The following is a 14,956-nucleotide window of genomic DNA, read 5'->3' on the forward strand; positions in this document are numbered from 1 at the left end:
TGACAACAAAAGCTGGCAACTGCCAGCTTTTGTTCAATAATCACTACAACAACTGCGCCAGTCGGTTAATATCCGACTGAATCGCCCCGGCGGTGACGTCGCGCCCTGCACCTGGCCCGCGGATCACCAGCGGGTTGTCGCGATACCAGCGGCTTTCGATGGCAAAGACGTTATCGCATGGCAGTAGTGATGCCAGCGGATGGTCTTCACGCACCGCTTCCACGCCCACACGCGCTTTGCCGTTGGCATCGAAACGCGCCACGTAGCGCAGCACCAGCCCCATTTCGCGGGCCGCTTCCAGTCGTTGCACCATCTGCTCGTTAAGTTCATCGCCATTTTCAAAGAAATGGTCGATGCTGCCGCCTTCGCAATGGGCAGGCACCAGTGATTCAACACGTACCTGGTCCGGTTCAATGTTGTAACCCGCTTCACGCGCCAGAATCACCAGCTTGCGCATCACGTCTTTGCCGGAAAGGTCATCACGCGGGTCAGGTTCGGTTAAGCCCTGCTGCCACGCCTGATCCACCAGTTCGGTAAACGGCACGCTACCGTCGAATTGCAGGAACAGCCAGGAGAGCGTGCCGGAGAAGATCCCACTGATCGACAAAATGGTATCGCCGCTGTCGATCAGATCGCGCACGGTATGGTTGATCGGCAAGCCTGCGCCGACGGTAGCGTTGTACAGCCAGTGACGCCCGGTTTTTTCGAAGGCGTCGTGGATCTGGCGATATTTATTGCTGTCGCTCGCTCCTGCCAGTTTGTTGGCACTGATGACGTGGAAACCGTGGCTGGCGAAATCAAGATACTGGTCAGCGAGCTGCTGGCTGGCGGTAACGTCCAGCACCACTAAATCATCATACGGATGGGCGCGCATCCACAGGAACAGCGACTCTTCATCCTGCTCGACCGCTTCATCGTTGAAGAAGGCTAACGCGCGGCTGGCGTCCAGACCGTCATAGCTCAACAGGCTACGGCGGCTGTCCACCACGCCTGCCAGCACAAATTCAAAGCCGGTACGTGCCGAAAGCGTACTCTGCTCACGGGCGAACAGTTCCAGCCAGCGGGAACCGATATTGCCCTTGCCGAACAACACCAGGCCGATGCGTTTTTCCGCGCGGAAGACGGACTGATGCAGCCCCTGAATCAGGCTTTCGGTCGGGCCGGTGCGCAGTACTGCCACCAGGCTGATGCCATCATCGGACTGCCAGGTAAACTCGACCGGCTGGCCTTTCAGTTGCTGCCAGAAGCGGTGGCAATGCAGCGGGTTACGGGTGACGCCCGCCCCAACCATCGCCACCAGCGCCAGCCCCTGACGCAGGCGCAGTTCGCCAGGTAATCCCGCTTCGTCGAGGATTTTCAGCGCACTGTCGGCCACTTCTGAGGTGTAGCAAAATTGCAGCAACTGGCGATCGTTATGCACGCCAACCGCCAGTGGGCGCACCTGAGCACGTTTCAGGATCTGGTCGATCTCTTTATGCGCCAGTTTGAAATCCTGGCTGGCGGGCACCTGAAACTCAATCAAGCAGACATCATCATGGCTGGTGACAATACGTGCACCAGTACCGGAGGCCAGCACGCGTTCAATGCGCGTGGAACCTTGATCCGGCGTGTAGCTACAGCGCAGTTGCAAGTCGATTTCGCTGCCAGAAACGGGCTGTAAAGTACGGGCATGAAGAACGGGAGCCGCCAGACGCGCCAGTTCGCTGGCTTCATCCAGACGCAGCAACGGCAGCAGGCAGGCATCTTTCACTTTACGCGGGTCGGCGCTATATACCCCGGCGACGTCGCTCCAGATGGTTACGCGAGAAACACCCGCCAGCGCACCGATTTGTGTCGCGGAATAGTCGGAACCGTTACGCCCCAGCAGCACCGTTTCACCGGCGTTGTTACGGCTGATAAACCCGGTCACCACCAGACGTTTGCCCGGATGTTGTACCAGTAGCTGTTGCAGCAACGGGTAAGAAAGTCCTTCATCAACCTGCGGTTGCGCAGCGCGTTCAGCGCGTAAAAACTCGCGGGCATCAAGCCAGGCCGCTGGCAGCCCTTGTTGATTAAGCACCGCAGACATCAGGCGCGCCGACCACACTTCACCGTGGCCCACCACTTCCGCATACACCGCATCGTTAATACCGCTGTCGAGCAACGCCGCCAGGCGCTCAAGATCGCTGACAAAAGCGCTAATGAGGTTATCGGCTTCTTCGGCGGGTAGCAGGCCGCTAATCAGATCGCACTGATAACGACGTAATGTTTGTTGAACCTGATGCGCAGAGAGACGATCGGTCTGGCTTAGTTTCAACCAGTTAATCAACTGGTTAGTGGTGCTACCGGCGGCGGAAACCACCATCATATCGTCAGGCTGAGAGTACTCCGCCATAATGCCCGCGACACGCAAATAACACTTCACATCAGCCAGACTACTGCCACCAAATTTATGCAGTTGACGACCTTTCGCCCCTGCCTGCGCAATCACACTCATTTTTACCCCTTGTTTGCAGCCCGGAAGCCATTTTCCAGGTCGGCAATTAAATCTTCGCCATCTTCAATACCGGTGGAGATACGCAGCAGCGTCTCGGAGATCCCGGCGGCAGCACGCGCTTCTGGCGCCATGCCTGCATGTGTCATGGTTGCGGCGTGAGAGATTAAACTTTCCACTCCCCCTAATGATTCCGCCAGCGTAAACAACGACAGCCCGCCCAGGAAACGACGCAGCGTGTGCTCATCGCCATCCAGTTCAAAACTCAACATTGCGCCAAAGCCTTTTTGCTGGCGCGCGGCAATTTCATGCCCCTGATTTTCCGGCAGCGACGGGTGATACAGTTTTTTCACCAACGGCTGGGTTTGCAGATATTTCACAATCGCCTGCGCGTTGCGCTGGGCCAGCTCCATTCGCGGCACCAGCGTTCGCAACCCGCGCAGCAGCAGATAGCTGTCAAACGCGCCGCCCGTCACGCCAATATTGTTTGCCCACCAGGCAAGTTCAGTGACAACGTCCGGGTCTTTAGCAATCACTACGCCTGCCACCACGTCAGAGTGACCGTTCAGATATTTCGTGCATGAATGCAACACCAGATCGGCACCTAATGCCAGTGGATTTTGTAATGCCGGGCTTAAGAAGGTGTTATCCACCACGCTCACCGCCCCGACTTCCCTTGCCAGATGGCAGATTTTCGCAATATCCACGACGCGTAACAATGGATTACTTGGGCTTTCTACCAGTACCAGTTTGGGGTTTTCTGCCAGCGCTGCCCGTAATGCCTGTTCATCGCTTTGATCAACAAACAACACGCGATAGCAACCGCGTTTCGCCAGGCTGTCGAACAGGCGATAGCTACCGCCGTAGCAGTCGTGCGGCGCAACCAGCAGATCGCCAGGTTTCAAAAAGACGGTCGTTACCAGGTGAATCGCGGACATGCCGGTATTAGTAAGTACTGCACCAGCACCGCCTTCCAGTTCTGCCAGCGCTCGCTGAACCACATCGCGCGTTGGGTTGCCGCGCCGCGAGTAATCATGCGCGCGCGGTTCATTAAATCCGGTAAAGTTATAGGTACTGGAAAGATGGATGGGAGGGACAACGCAACCATACTGTTCGTCGTCATTTAACCCGCTACGCACTGCGATGGTGGCCTGTTTACGCGTCATGTGATGAAGTTCCCTGGGCTTGGTCGGTGAAATGTCAGGCACCAGAGTAAACATTGTGTTAATGGACGTCAATACATCTGGACATCTAAACTTCTTTGCGTATAGATTGAGCAAATCTCAAATAGCCGTTAAAATTATATGCATTATCACGCCGACAGGTGCATTACACGATGTCACGGTAACGCCTGTACGGTAAACTATGCGGGTTTACGGTCAGTACCCATATTAATTGTGTGGTCTGGCCTCAATTTATTGACGAAGAGGATTAAGTATCTCATGGCTGAATGGAGCGGCGAATATATCAGCCCATACGCTGAGCACGGCAAGAAGAGTGAACAAGTCAAAAAAATTACGGTTTCCATTCCTCTTAAGGTGTTAAAAATCCTCACCGATGAACGCACGCGTCGTCAGGTGAACAACCTGCGTCACGCGACCAACAGCGAGCTGCTGTGCGAAGCGTTTCTGCATGCCTTTACCGGGCAACCTTTGCCGGATGATGCCGACCTGCGTAAAGAGCGCAGCGACGAAATTCCGGAGGCGGCAAAAGAGATCATGCGTGAGATGGGGATTAACCCGGAGACGTGGGAATACTAAAGCGGAAAAGAGCGGCGCGGAGTTAACCAGCCGCTTTTTTCATACATGGACGTTTAACGATGAAAATCAGGCTACTGATTCTCAGCCTGCTGGTTTCTGTGCCTGCATTTGCCTGGCAACCACAAACCGGCGACATCATCTTTCAGATCTCTCGCTCATCGCAAAGTAAAGCGATCCAACTGGCGACCCATTCCGATTACAGCCACACCGGTATGCTGGTGATACGCAACAAAAAGCCCTACGTTTTTGAAGCGGCCGGCCCGGTAAAATACACCCCACTCAAGCAGTGGATCGCCCATGGTGAAAAGGGCAAATACGTTGTTCGCCGCGTTGAAGGCGGACTGAGTGTTGAACAACAGCAAAAACTGGCGCAAACGGCAAAACGTTATCTCGGTAAACCGTATGACTCCAGCTTCTCGTGGAGCGACGATCGCCAGTACTGTTCGGAAGTGGTGTGGAAGGTCTACCAGAATGCGCTGGGAATGCGTGTGGGCGAGCAGCAGAAGCTGAAAGAGTTCGATCTTAGTAACCCGCTAGTTCAGGCAAAGCTCAAAGAACGCTACGGCAAAAATATTCCGCTTGAGGAAACGGTAGTTTCACCACAAGCCGTTTTCGACGCGCCACAACTCACCACGGTCGCCAAAGAATGGCCGCTGTTTTCCTGGTAATACGACCAAAATTCAGGCACAAAAAAAGCGCCGTGCGGCGCTTTTTTCGGAAATCCGGTCTTATTTGCTGCCCGGGATGTTGAAACGCTTGTTGAAGCGGTCAACACGGCCACCGGTAGCAACATCACGCTGTTTGCCAGTGAAGAACGGGTGGCACTTGCTGCACACGTCGAGGTTCAGGTCATGACCAACGGTGGAGCGGATTTTCATTACGTTACCGCAAGAGCAGCTAGCAGTAATTTCTTCGTATTTCGGGTGAATATCTTTTTTCATGGGAAAACCTCGGTTTAAGGCCGCGTCGCTCTTCCAGCCCTAACGCCAGACACCACGCGATGTTAAAAGTATAGCTTCAATACGATCATTTCGTACGAAGGCGCGAAATCATACAGAAATTAACCAGCGTATGCAAACTGATCCGCACTCTTCTACGGCAATGTGTATACTAACCCACCGAATTTCAAGTCAGGATGATGCTATGCCCGTTGCCCACGTTGCCTTGCCCGTTCCGCTTCCTCGTACCTTTGACTATCTGCTGCCAGAAGGCATGACGGTTAAAGCCGGGAGTCGCGTGCGCGTGCCGTTTGGCAAACAACAGGAGCGCATCGGGGTTGTGGTGTCAGTGAGCGATGTCAGTGAGCTGCCGCTTAACGAGCTGAAAGCGGTAGTTGAAGTGCTGGACGTTGAGCCGGTATTTACTCACTCCATCTGGCGATTACTGCTCTGGGCGGCAGATTACTATCATCATCCGATTGGCGATGTGCTGTTTCATGCCTTGCCGATTTTACTGCGCCAGGGGCGGCCTGCGGCGAACGCGCCGATGTGGTACTGGTTTGCCACTGAACAAGGTCAGGCGGTGGATCTGAACAGCCTGAAACGTTCGCCAAAGCAACAACAGGCGCTGGCAGCGTTACGGCAAGGCAAAATCTGGCGCGACCAGGTTGCCACGCTCGAATTTAATGATGCCGCGTTGCAGGCACTGCGCAAAAAAGGTCTGTGTGATTTAGCAAGTGAAACACCAGAGTTTAGCGACTGGCGAACGAACTATGCCGTTTCTGGTGAGCGGTTGCGGTTGAATACCGAACAGGCCACCGCCGTTGGCGCAATTCATAGCGCGGCAGATACTTTTTCTGCCTGGCTGCTGGCGGGCGTTACCGGTTCCGGTAAAACGGAGGTTTACCTCAGTGTACTGGAAAACGTGCTCGCTCAGGGCAAACAGGCGCTGGTGATGGTGCCGGAAATCGGCCTGACACCGCAAACTATCGCCCGTTTTCGTGAACGTTTTAATGCCCCGGTGGAAGTTCTGCATTCCGGCCTGAACGACAGCGAGCGTCTTTCGGCGTGGTTGAAAGCGAAAAATGGCGAGGCGGCGATTGTCATCGGCACCCGCTCCGCGCTGTTTACGCCGTTTAAAAATCTCGGCGTGATTGTTATTGATGAAGAGCACGACAGCTCCTACAAGCAGCAGGAAGGCTGGCGCTATCATGCCCGCGACCTGGCGGTGTATCGTGCGCATAGCGAGCAAATCCCAATTATTCTTGGCTCTGCAACGCCCGCACTGGAAACGTTATGCAACGTGCAGCAGAAAAAATACCGCCTGCTGCGCCTGACCCGTCGGGCGGGCAATGCGCGCCCGGCAATTCAACATGTGCTGGATTTAAAAGGTCAGAAGGTGCAGGCAGGTCTGGCTCCGGCGTTAATCACCCGTATGCGCCAGCATTTACAGGCCGACAACCAGGTTATCCTCTTTCTTAACCGCCGGGGTTTTGCGCCTGCGCTACTGTGCCACGACTGTGGTTGGATAGCCGAATGCCCACGTTGCGATCACTACTACACGCTGCATCAGGCGCAACAGCATTTGCGCTGCCACCATTGCGACAGTCAGCGTCCGGTGCCGCGCCAGTGCCCTTCTTGCGGTTCCACGCACCTGGTACCCGTGGGGCTGGGCACCGAACAGCTTGAACAGACGCTCGCGCCGTTGTTCCCTGGTGTCCCCATTTCTCGTATCGACCGCGATACCACCAGCCGCAAAGGCGCGCTGGAACAACAACTGGCGGAAGTACATCGCGGTGGCGCGCGGATTTTGATTGGCACGCAAATGCTGGCGAAAGGTCACCACTTTCCGGATGTGACGCTGGTGGCGTTACTGGATGTGGACGGCGCGCTGTTTTCTGCGGATTTTCGCTCGGCAGAGCGTTTTGCCCAGCTTTATACCCAGGTGGCAGGCCGTGCCGGGCGTGCGGGTAAACAGGGTGAAGTAGTTCTGCAAACGCACCATCCTGAACATCCGCTGTTGCAAACGTTGCTCTATAAAGGCTACGACGCCTTTGCCGAACAGGCACTGGCTGAACGACGCATGATGCAACTGCCGCCGTGGACCAACCATGTGATTGTGCGTGCGGAAGATCATAACAATCAGCACGCGCCGCTGTTCCTGCAACAGTTGCGTAATCTGATCCTCGCCAGCCCGCTTGCAGACGACAAACTGTGGGTTCTCGGTCCGGTTCCGGCACTGGCCCCTAAGCGTGGTGGCCGCTGGCGCTGGCAAATTTTGTTGCAGCACCCTTCCCGCGTGCGATTACAGCACATCATCAATGGTACGCTGGCGCTTATTAATACAATACCGGATTCCCGTAAGGTGAAATGGGTGCTGGATGTCGATCCCATCGAGGGCTAATGCGCAAACGATGCGAGGCGGATCGAAAAATTCAATATTCATCACACTTTTCATGAAAATTCTGTAACCGTTTTCACGCGCTATCTGCTAAAAATGTTGCCGATGTGAAGTAAACATGGAAGTAGTACGCCTGCCGTGCCAGGCGAGGAGTGAGTGTGAAAGCGAAGAAGCAGGAAACTGCCGCGACCATGAAAGACGTTGCCCTCAAGGCAAAAGTCTCTACAGCGACCGTCTCCCGAGCATTAATGAATCCCGATAAAGTCTCCCAGGCCACTCGTAATCGGGTTGAAAAAGCGGCCCGGGAAGTGGGTTATTTACCACAGCCTATGGGGCGCAACGTCAAGCGTAATGAATCCCGTACCATTCTGGTGATTGTCCCGGATATCTGCGATCCCTTCTTTAGCGAAATTATTCGCGGTATCGAAGTTACGGCGGCAAATCACGGATATCTGGTGCTGATTGGCGACTGTGCGCATCAAAATCAGCAGGAAAAAACCTTTATCGATTTGATCATCACCAAGCAAATTGATGGCATGTTGTTGCTGGGTTCAAGGCTGCCGTTTGATGCCAGCATTGAGGAACAGCGTAATCTGCCGCCGATGGTGATGGCGAACGAATTTGCACCGGAACTGGAGCTGCCTACCGTTCATATCGACAATCTGACCGCCGCATTTGATGCAGTAAATTATTTATATGAGCAAGGGCATAATCGGATTGGCTGTATAGCCGGTCCCGAAGAGATGCCGCTGTGTCACTACCGCCTGCAAGGCTACGTCCAGGCGCTGCGTCGCTGCGGCATTATGGTTGATCCGCAATACATCGCCCGTGGCGACTTCACCTTCGAAGCTGGAAGCAAAGCAATGCAGCAGCTGCTTGATCTTCCACAACCGCCTACTGCTGTCTTCTGCCATAGCGATGTGATGGCGCTCGGCGCACTTTCTCAGGCAAAACGCCAGGGGCTGAAAGTCCCGGAAGACCTTTCCATAATCGGTTTTGATAACATCGACCTGACGCAATTTTGTGATCCGCCGCTGACAACCATCGCGCAGCCGCGTTACGAAATCGGTCGGGAAGCTATGCTGTTATTGCTTGATCAAATGCAGGGGCAACACGTTGGCAGTGGCTCTCGTTTAATGGACTGCGAACTTATCATCCGGGGATCAACACGCGCGTTACCTTAAAGTAAACCTTTAAGACTGCCGTGACTGGTCAAAGGCCCGCCGCTTAAGTAACATGGCGGGCTGACGAACGAATAAATACAGCGAAACGATAGTGGCACAACGAGATTATGTACGCCGCAGCCAACCGGCACCTTCGCGGCGAAAAAAGAGCACCTCACGGAAAAAGCAACGAAATCTGCCTGCGGTTTCTCCCGCTATGGTCGCTATTGCTGCCGCCGTTCTTGTGACCTTTATCGGTGGTCTGTACTTCATTACGCATCACAAGAAAGAAGAGTCCGAGACGCTGCAAAGCCAGAAAGTGACCGGAAACGGACTACCACCAAAACCAGAAGAACGCTGGCGCTACATCAAAGAGCTGGAAAGTCGCCAGCCGGGTGTGCGTGCGCCTACAGAACCTTCTGCCGGTGGTGAAGTGAAAACGCCGGAGCAACTGACACCAGAACAACGCCAGCTTCTTGAGCAAATGCAGGCTGATATGCGCCAGCAGCCAACGCAGCTGGTTGAAGTTCCGTGGAATGAACAGACGCCGGAACAGCGTCAGCAAACGCTACAGCGCCAGCGTCAGGCGCAGCAATTAGCGGAGCAGCAACGCCTGGTTCAGCAGTCGCGTACGACTGAACAAAGCTGGCAGCAGCAGACGCGTACGTCGCAAGCCGCGCCGGTACAGGCGCAACCGCGCCAGTCTAAACCGGCTTATACTCAGCAGCCGTACCAGGATCTGCTGCAAACCCCTGCGCACACGACCGCGCAGTCGAAGCCGCAGCAAGCTGCGCCGGTTGCTCGTGCCGCTGACGCGCCAAAACCGACGGCGGAGAAAAAAGACGAACGCCGCTGGATGGTGCAGTGCGGTTCGTTCAGAGGCGCGGAACAGGCAGAGACGGTACGTGCTCAGCTGGCGTTCGAAGGCTTTGACTCAAAAATTACCACCAACAATGGCTGGAATCGTGTGGTGATTGGCCCGGTGAAAGGCAAAGAGAACGCAGACAGCACCCTCAATCGCTTGAAGATGGCGGGTCATACAAACTGCATTCGGCTCGCCGCCGGGGGTTGAAACCCTCAAAATCCCCCCCATCTATAATTGCATTATGCCCCGTACTTTTGTACGGGGTTTGTACTCTGTATTCGTAACCAAGGGGTCAGCTCGTGACAACTATAGTAAGCGTACGCCGTAACGGCCATGTGGTCATCGCTGGTGATGGTCAGGCCACGTTGGGCAATACCGTAATGAAAGGCAACGTGAAAAAGGTCCGCCGTCTGTACAACGACAAAGTCATCGCGGGCTTTGCGGGCGGTACTGCGGATGCTTTTACGCTGTTCGAACTGTTTGAACGTAAACTGGAAATGCATCAGGGCCATCTGGTCAAAGCCGCCGTTGAGCTGGCGAAAGACTGGCGTACCGATCGCATGCTGCGCAAACTTGAAGCACTGCTGGCAGTCGCGGATGAAACTGCATCGCTTATCATCACCGGTAACGGTGACGTGGTGCAGCCAGAAAACGATCTTATTGCTATCGGCTCCGGCGGCCCTTACGCCCAGGCTGCGGCGCGCGCGCTGTTAGAAAACACTGAACTTAGCGCCCGTGAAATTGCTGAAAAGGCGTTGGATATTGCAGGCGACATTTGCATCTATACCAACCATTTCCACACCATCGAAGAATTAAGCTACAAAGCGTAAGGATCTCCCATGTCTGAAATGACCCCACGCGAAATCGTCAGCGAACTGGATAAGCACATCATCGGCCAGGACAACGCCAAGCGTTCCGTGGCGATTGCTCTGCGTAACCGCTGGCGTCGCATGCAGCTCAACGAAGAGCTGCGCCATGAAGTGACCCCGAAAAATATCCTGATGATCGGCCCGACCGGTGTCGGTAAAACTGAAATCGCCCGTCGTCTGGCTAAGCTGGCGAATGCGCCGTTCATCAAAGTTGAAGCGACCAAATTCACCGAAGTGGGCTATGTCGGTAAGGAAGTGGATTCTATTATTCGCGATCTGACCGATGCCGCCGTGAAAATGGTACGCGTCCAGGCTATCGAGAAAAACCGTTATCGCGCTGAAGAACTGGCAGAAGAACGTATTCTCGACGTACTGATCCCACCGGCTAAAAACAACTGGGGACAGACCGAACAGCAGCAGGAACCGTCCGCTGCTCGTCAGGCATTCCGCAAAAAACTGCGTGAAGGCCAGCTTGATGACAAAGAAATCGAGATCGATCTTGCCGCAGCACCGATGGGCGTTGAAATTATGGCTCCTCCGGGCATGGAAGAGATGACCAGCCAGCTGCAGTCCATGTTCCAGAACCTGGGCGGTCAGAAGCAAAAAGCGCGTAAGCTGAAAATCAAAGACGCCATGAAGCTGCTGATTGAAGAAGAAGCGGCGAAACTGGTGAACCCGGAAGAGCTGAAGCAAGATGCTATCGACGCTGTTGAGCAGCACGGGATCGTGTTTATCGACGAAATCGACAAAATCTGTAAGCGCGGCGAGTCTTCCGGTCCGGATGTTTCTCGTGAAGGCGTTCAGCGTGACCTGCTGCCGCTGGTAGAAGGTTGCACTGTTTCCACCAAACACGGGATGGTCAAAACTGACCACATTCTGTTTATCGCTTCTGGCGCGTTCCAGATTGCGAAACCATCTGACCTGATCCCGGAACTGCAAGGTCGTCTGCCAATCCGCGTTGAGCTGCAGGCACTGACCACCAGCGACTTCGAGCGTATTCTGACCGAGCCGAATGCCTCTATCACTGTGCAGTACAAAGCACTGATGGCAACTGAAGGCGTAAATATCGAGTTTACCGACTCCGGTATTAAGCGCATCGCGGAAGCGGCATGGCAGGTGAACGAATCTACCGAAAACATCGGTGCTCGTCGTTTACATACCGTTCTGGAGCGTTTAATGGAAGAGATTTCCTACGACGCCAGCGATTTAAGCGGTCAAACTATCACTATTGACGCAGATTATGTGAGCAAACATCTGGATGCGTTGGTGGCAGATGAAGATCTGAGCCGTTTTATCCTATAATCGCGTTCAATCATTTTCATCATTGTTTGATGGGGCTGAAAGGCCCCATTTTTATTGGCGCGTATTATGACTGAACAACAAATTAGCCGAACTCAGGCGTGGCTGGAAAGTTTACGACCTAAAACCCTCCCCCTCGCCTTTGCTGCAATTATCGTCGGGACGGCGCTGGCATGGTGGCAAGGTCACTTCGATCCACTGGTCGCCCTGCTGGCATTGATTACCGCCGGGCTATTACAGATCCTTTCTAACCTCGCCAATGATTACGGCGATGCGGTAAAAGGCAGCGATAAACCTGACCGCATTGGGCCGCTACGCGGCATGCAAAAAGGGGTCATTACCCAGCAAGAGATGAAACGGGCGCTCATTATTACCGTTGTGCTCATCTGTCTTTCCGGGCTGGCACTGGTTGCAGTGGCGTGCCATACGCTGGCCGATTTTGTCGGTTTCCTGATTCTTGGCGGGTTGTCGATCATTGCCGCTATCACCTACACCGTGGGCAATCGTCCTTATGGTTATATCGGTTTGGGTGATATTTCCGTACTGGTTTTCTTTGGCTGGTTGAGCGTCATGGGGAGCTGGTATTTACAGGCTCATACATTGATTCCGGCACTGATCCTTCCGGCAACCGCATGCGGCCTGCTGGCAACGGCAGTACTGAACATTAATAACCTGCGTGATATCAATAGCGACCGCGAAAACGGCAAAAACACGCTGGTGGTGCGCTTAGGCGCAGTAAACGCGCGTCGTTATCATGCCTGCCTGCTGATGGGCTCACTGGTGTGTCTGGCGCTGTTTAATCTCTTTTCGCTGCATAGCCTGTGGGGCTGGCTGTTCCTGCTGGCGGCACCGTTGCTGGTGAAGCAAGCTCGTTATGTGATGCGCGAAATGGACCCGGTGGCGATGCGACCAATGCTGGAACGCACTGTCAAAGGAGCGTTACTGACTAACCTGCTGTTTGTTTTAGGGATATTCCTAAGCCAGTGGGCAGCATAACTGACAAATATCAATTAACAATTGATGATTTTGCCAACAGCCCACATAGCGCGATATACTGAAAATTCTCGCAGCAACTGAATGTTAAGCCTATGAAATACGATACTTCCGAGCTTTGTGACATCTATCAAGAAGATGTTAACGTCGTGGAACCGCTGTTCTCCAACTTTGGCGGACGGGCGTCGTTTGGCGGACAAATAATCACGGTAAAATGTTTCGAGGACAACGGGTTGCTGTACGATCTGCTCGAACAGAATGGCCGTGGTCGTGTTCTTGTCGTCGATGGCGGAGGTTCTGTTCGTCGCGCACTGGTCGATGCTGAACTGGCGCGTCTGGCAGTACAAAATGAATGGGAAGGTCTGGTCATTTACGGCGCGGTGCGTCAGGTAGATGACCTGGAAGAGTTGGATATCGGCATCCAGGCGATGGCGGCAATTCCGGTTGGTGCCGCTGGCGAAGGCATTGGCGAAAGCGATGTCCGCGTCAATTTTGGCGGTGTCACCTTCTTCTCCGGCGACCATCTTTATGCCGACAATACCGGGATTATTCTTTCAGAAGATCCGCTGGATATTGAATGATAAAAAAGGCACCGCAAGGTGCCTTTTTTCTGCGTTACCTGTTGGCCTACACAGTAAAGAAATTACGCGAAAGATGAAGTGTAATCAGACCTCTTCCATGCGACCCAGCAGGGCCTGCAGACGTTCCTGCCAGCCGTTCTGCTGTTCTTTCAGATGGTTGTTCTCACGCTCCAGCTCTTCGCGCTGATGCTGGGCATTTTGAACTTCCTGCGACAGTGAGTTGTTTTTTTCTTTCAGCTCTTCGATTTCCATCTGCAACAGAGTGATGGTATCAATCGCCTGCTGTACTTTTGCTTCCAGTTTCTCAAACACTTCTAATGACATTGTCATACCTCTCCTGAATTGCAAGGCGTTGATGGATAAAAATCCTCGTCCCGATTACCGGTGACGCCTTAATAAATACGAGCGCACTTTAGTTAGCTCCGATTGTATGAAGCCGCGCCATCGCTGTCCAGCGGCACGCCTTGCAGATTACGGTTTGCCACACTTTTCATCCTTCTCCTGGTGACATAATCCACACCAATCGAAAATGTTAATAAATTTGTTGCGCGAATGATCTAACAAACATGCATCATGTACAATCAGATGGAATAAATGGCGCGATAACGCTCATTTTATGACGAAGCACACACATTTTAAGTTCGATATTTCTCGTTTTTGCTCGTTAACGATAAGTTTACAGCATGCCTACAAGCATCGTGGAGGTCCGTGACTTTCACGCATACAACAAACATTAACTCTTCAGGATCCGATTATGAGTCAAACATCAACCTTGAAAGGCCAGTGCATTGCTGAATTCCTCGGTACCGGGTTGTTGATTTTTTTCGGTGTGGGTTGCGTTGCAGCACTAAAAGTCGCTGGTGCGTCTTTTGGTCAGTGGGAAATCAGTGTCATTTGGGGACTGGGGGTGGCAATGGCCATCTACCTGACCGCAGGGGTTTCCGGCGCGCATCTTAATCCCGCTGTTACCATTGCATTGTGGCTGTTTGCCTGTTTCGACAAGCGCAAAGTTATTCCTTTTATCGTTTCACAAGTTGCCGGCGCTTTCTGTGCTGCGGCTTTAGTTTACGGGCTTTACTACAATTTATTTTTCGACTTCGAGCAGACTCATCACATTGTTCGCGGCAGCGTTGAAAGTGTTGATCTGGCTGGCACTTTCTCTACTTACCCTAATCCTCATATCAATTTTGTGCAGGCTTTCGCAGTTGAGATGGTGATTACCGCTATTCTGATGGGGCTGATCCTGGCGTTAACGGACGATGGCAACGGTGTACCACGCGGCCCTTTGGCTCCCTTGCTGATTGGTCTACTGATTGCGGTCATTGGCGCATCTATGGGCCCATTGACGGGCTTTGCCATGAACCCAGCGCGTGACTTCGGTCCGAAAGTCTTTGCCTGGCTGGCGGGCTGGGGCAATGTCGCCTTTACCGGCGGCAGAGACATTCCTTACTTCCTGGTGCCGCTTTTTGGCCCTATCGTTGGCGCGATTGTAGGTGCATTTGCCTATCGCAAACTGATTGGTCGCCATTTGCCTTGCGATATCTGTGTTGTGGAAGAAAAGGAGACCACAACTCCTTCAGAACAAAAAGCTTCGCTGTAATATGACTACGGGAC

14 protein-coding genes are annotated in these 14,956 nt (G+C 53.5%); 10 read left to right on the forward strand and 4 right to left on the reverse strand.

The genetic code is table 11. The features are described 5' to 3' along the window. Window positions 1-43: 43 nt before the first annotated feature. Window positions 44-2,476, reverse strand: a complete 2,433-nt coding sequence (metL, locus tag C4F37_RS15355) for a bifunctional aspartate kinase/homoserine dehydrogenase II (protein ID WP_000110756.1) — start codon at window positions 2,474-2,476, stop codon at window positions 44-46. A gap of 2 nt (window positions 2,477-2,478) precedes the next feature. Continuing rightward, window positions 2,479-3,639: a cystathionine gamma-synthase gene (metB, locus tag C4F37_RS15360; RefSeq protein WP_000197204.1), complete on the reverse strand. Its 1,161-nt coding sequence runs from the start codon at window positions 3,637-3,639 to the stop codon at window positions 2,479-2,481. Between the two features lie 276 nt (window positions 3,640-3,915). Here metB and metJ point away from each other — a divergent pair, with 276 nt between their 5' ends. Beyond that, a complete protein-coding gene (metJ, locus tag C4F37_RS15365) occupies window positions 3,916-4,233 on the forward strand; it encodes a met regulon transcriptional regulator MetJ (protein WP_000852812.1) in 318 nt (105 codons plus the stop codon). 59 nt (window positions 4,234-4,292) lie between these two features. Further along, on the forward strand, window positions 4,293-4,901 hold the full coding sequence (locus C4F37_RS15370) for a YiiX family permuted papain-like enzyme (protein WP_000702298.1): 609 nt from the start codon (window positions 4,293-4,295) through the stop codon (window positions 4,899-4,901). A gap of 60 nt (window positions 4,902-4,961) precedes the next feature. On the opposite strand, the gene rpmE is transcribed toward C4F37_RS15370, so the two are convergent. Next, window positions 4,962-5,174 carry a 50S ribosomal protein L31 gene (rpmE, locus tag C4F37_RS15375; RefSeq protein WP_000710769.1) on the reverse strand — a complete coding sequence of 71 codons (213 nt, stop codon included), beginning with the start codon at window positions 5,172-5,174 and terminating at the stop codon, window positions 4,962-4,964. Between the two features lie 202 nt (window positions 5,175-5,376). On the opposite strand from rpmE, the gene priA reads away from it, so the two are divergent. The 7 genes from priA (at window position 5,377) to rraA (ending at window position 13,342) form a co-directional block, all read left to right on the forward strand. After that, window positions 5,377-7,575, forward strand: a complete 2,199-nt coding sequence (gene priA / locus C4F37_RS15380) for a primosomal protein N' (protein ID WP_001540348.1) — start codon at window positions 5,377-5,379, stop codon at window positions 7,573-7,575. 155 nt (window positions 7,576-7,730) lie between these two features. After that, window positions 7,731-8,756, forward strand: a complete 1,026-nt coding sequence (gene cytR / locus C4F37_RS15385; RefSeq protein WP_000644911.1) for a DNA-binding transcriptional regulator CytR — start codon at window positions 7,731-7,733, stop codon at window positions 8,754-8,756. Window positions 8,757-8,847: 91 nt separating this feature from the next. Then, complete coding sequence (gene ftsN, locus C4F37_RS15390; RefSeq protein WP_000068847.1) at window positions 8,848-9,807, forward strand: cell division protein FtsN; 960 nt, start codon at window positions 8,848-8,850, stop codon at window positions 9,805-9,807. A gap of 92 nt (window positions 9,808-9,899) precedes the next feature. Continuing rightward, window positions 9,900-10,430, forward strand: a complete 531-nt coding sequence (gene hslV, locus C4F37_RS15395) for an ATP-dependent protease subunit HslV (protein WP_000208242.1) — start codon at window positions 9,900-9,902, stop codon at window positions 10,428-10,430. 9 nt (window positions 10,431-10,439) lie between these two features. Continuing rightward, entirely contained in the window at window positions 10,440-11,771 is a 1,332-nt protein-coding gene (hslU, locus tag C4F37_RS15400) for an HslU--HslV peptidase ATPase subunit (protein ID WP_001293344.1), read from the forward strand. Window positions 11,772-11,837: 66 nt separating this feature from the next. Continuing rightward, window positions 11,838-12,764 (forward strand): 1,4-dihydroxy-2-naphthoate polyprenyltransferase, encoded by a 927-nt coding sequence (gene menA, locus C4F37_RS15405; RefSeq protein WP_001305044.1) that lies wholly within the window; start codon window positions 11,838-11,840, stop codon window positions 12,762-12,764. Between the two features lie 92 nt (window positions 12,765-12,856). Further along, entirely contained in the window at window positions 12,857-13,342 is a 486-nt protein-coding gene (gene rraA / locus C4F37_RS15410) for a ribonuclease E activity regulator RraA (RefSeq protein ID WP_000872908.1), read from the forward strand. Window positions 13,343-13,426: 84 nt separating this feature from the next. Here rraA and zapB read toward each other — a convergent pair whose 3' ends face one another. Further along, the gene (gene zapB, locus C4F37_RS15415) at window positions 13,427-13,672 is read right to left on the reverse strand and encodes a septal ring assembly protein ZapB (RefSeq protein ID WP_001296623.1); all 246 of its coding nucleotides are present in this window, start codon (window positions 13,670-13,672) and stop codon (window positions 13,427-13,429) included. 424 nt (window positions 13,673-14,096) lie between these two features. On the opposite strand from zapB, the gene glpF reads away from it, so the two are divergent. Next, window positions 14,097-14,942 (forward strand): glycerol uptake facilitator protein GlpF, encoded by an 846-nt coding sequence (gene glpF, locus C4F37_RS15420; protein ID WP_000084268.1) that lies wholly within the window; start codon window positions 14,097-14,099, stop codon window positions 14,940-14,942. Window positions 14,943-14,956 lie beyond the last annotated feature (14 nt).

It is taken from the genome of Escherichia sp. R1 (assembly GCF_003000935.1).
GTDB classification, from domain to species: domain Bacteria; phylum Pseudomonadota; class Gammaproteobacteria; order Enterobacterales; family Enterobacteriaceae; genus Escherichia; species Escherichia coli.

What these genes read in the sequence shown, in the direction of transcription:
- hslU (WP_001293344.1), top strand. Translation starts at nt 10,440, where the DNA reads ATGTCTGAAATGACCCCACGCGAAATCGTCAGCGAACTGGATAAGCAC.
- menA (WP_001305044.1), top strand. Translation starts at nt 11,838, where the DNA reads ATGACTGAACAACAAATTAGCCGAACTCAGGCGTGGCTGGAAAGTTTA.
- metJ (WP_000852812.1), top strand. Translation starts at nt 3,916, where the DNA reads ATGGCTGAATGGAGCGGCGAATATATCAGCCCATACGCTGAGCACGGC.
- zapB (WP_001296623.1), bottom strand. Translation starts at nt 13,672, where the DNA reads ATGACAATGTCATTAGAAGTGTTTGAGAAACTGGAAGCAAAAGTACAG.
- rpmE (WP_000710769.1), bottom strand. Translation starts at nt 5,174, where the DNA reads ATGAAAAAAGATATTCACCCGAAATACGAAGAAATTACTGCTAGCTGC.
- rraA (WP_000872908.1), top strand. Translation starts at nt 12,857, where the DNA reads ATGAAATACGATACTTCCGAGCTTTGTGACATCTATCAAGAAGATGTT.
- priA (WP_001540348.1), top strand. Translation starts at nt 5,377, where the DNA reads ATGCCCGTTGCCCACGTTGCCTTGCCCGTTCCGCTTCCTCGTACCTTT.
- metL (WP_000110756.1), bottom strand. Translation starts at nt 2,476, where the DNA reads ATGAGTGTGATTGCGCAGGCAGGGGCGAAAGGTCGTCAACTGCATAAA.
- metB (WP_000197204.1), bottom strand. Translation starts at nt 3,639, where the DNA reads ATGACGCGTAAACAGGCCACCATCGCAGTGCGTAGCGGGTTAAATGAC.
- C4F37_RS15370 (WP_000702298.1), top strand. Translation starts at nt 4,293, where the DNA reads ATGAAAATCAGGCTACTGATTCTCAGCCTGCTGGTTTCTGTGCCTGCA.
- glpF (WP_000084268.1), top strand. Translation starts at nt 14,097, where the DNA reads ATGAGTCAAACATCAACCTTGAAAGGCCAGTGCATTGCTGAATTCCTC.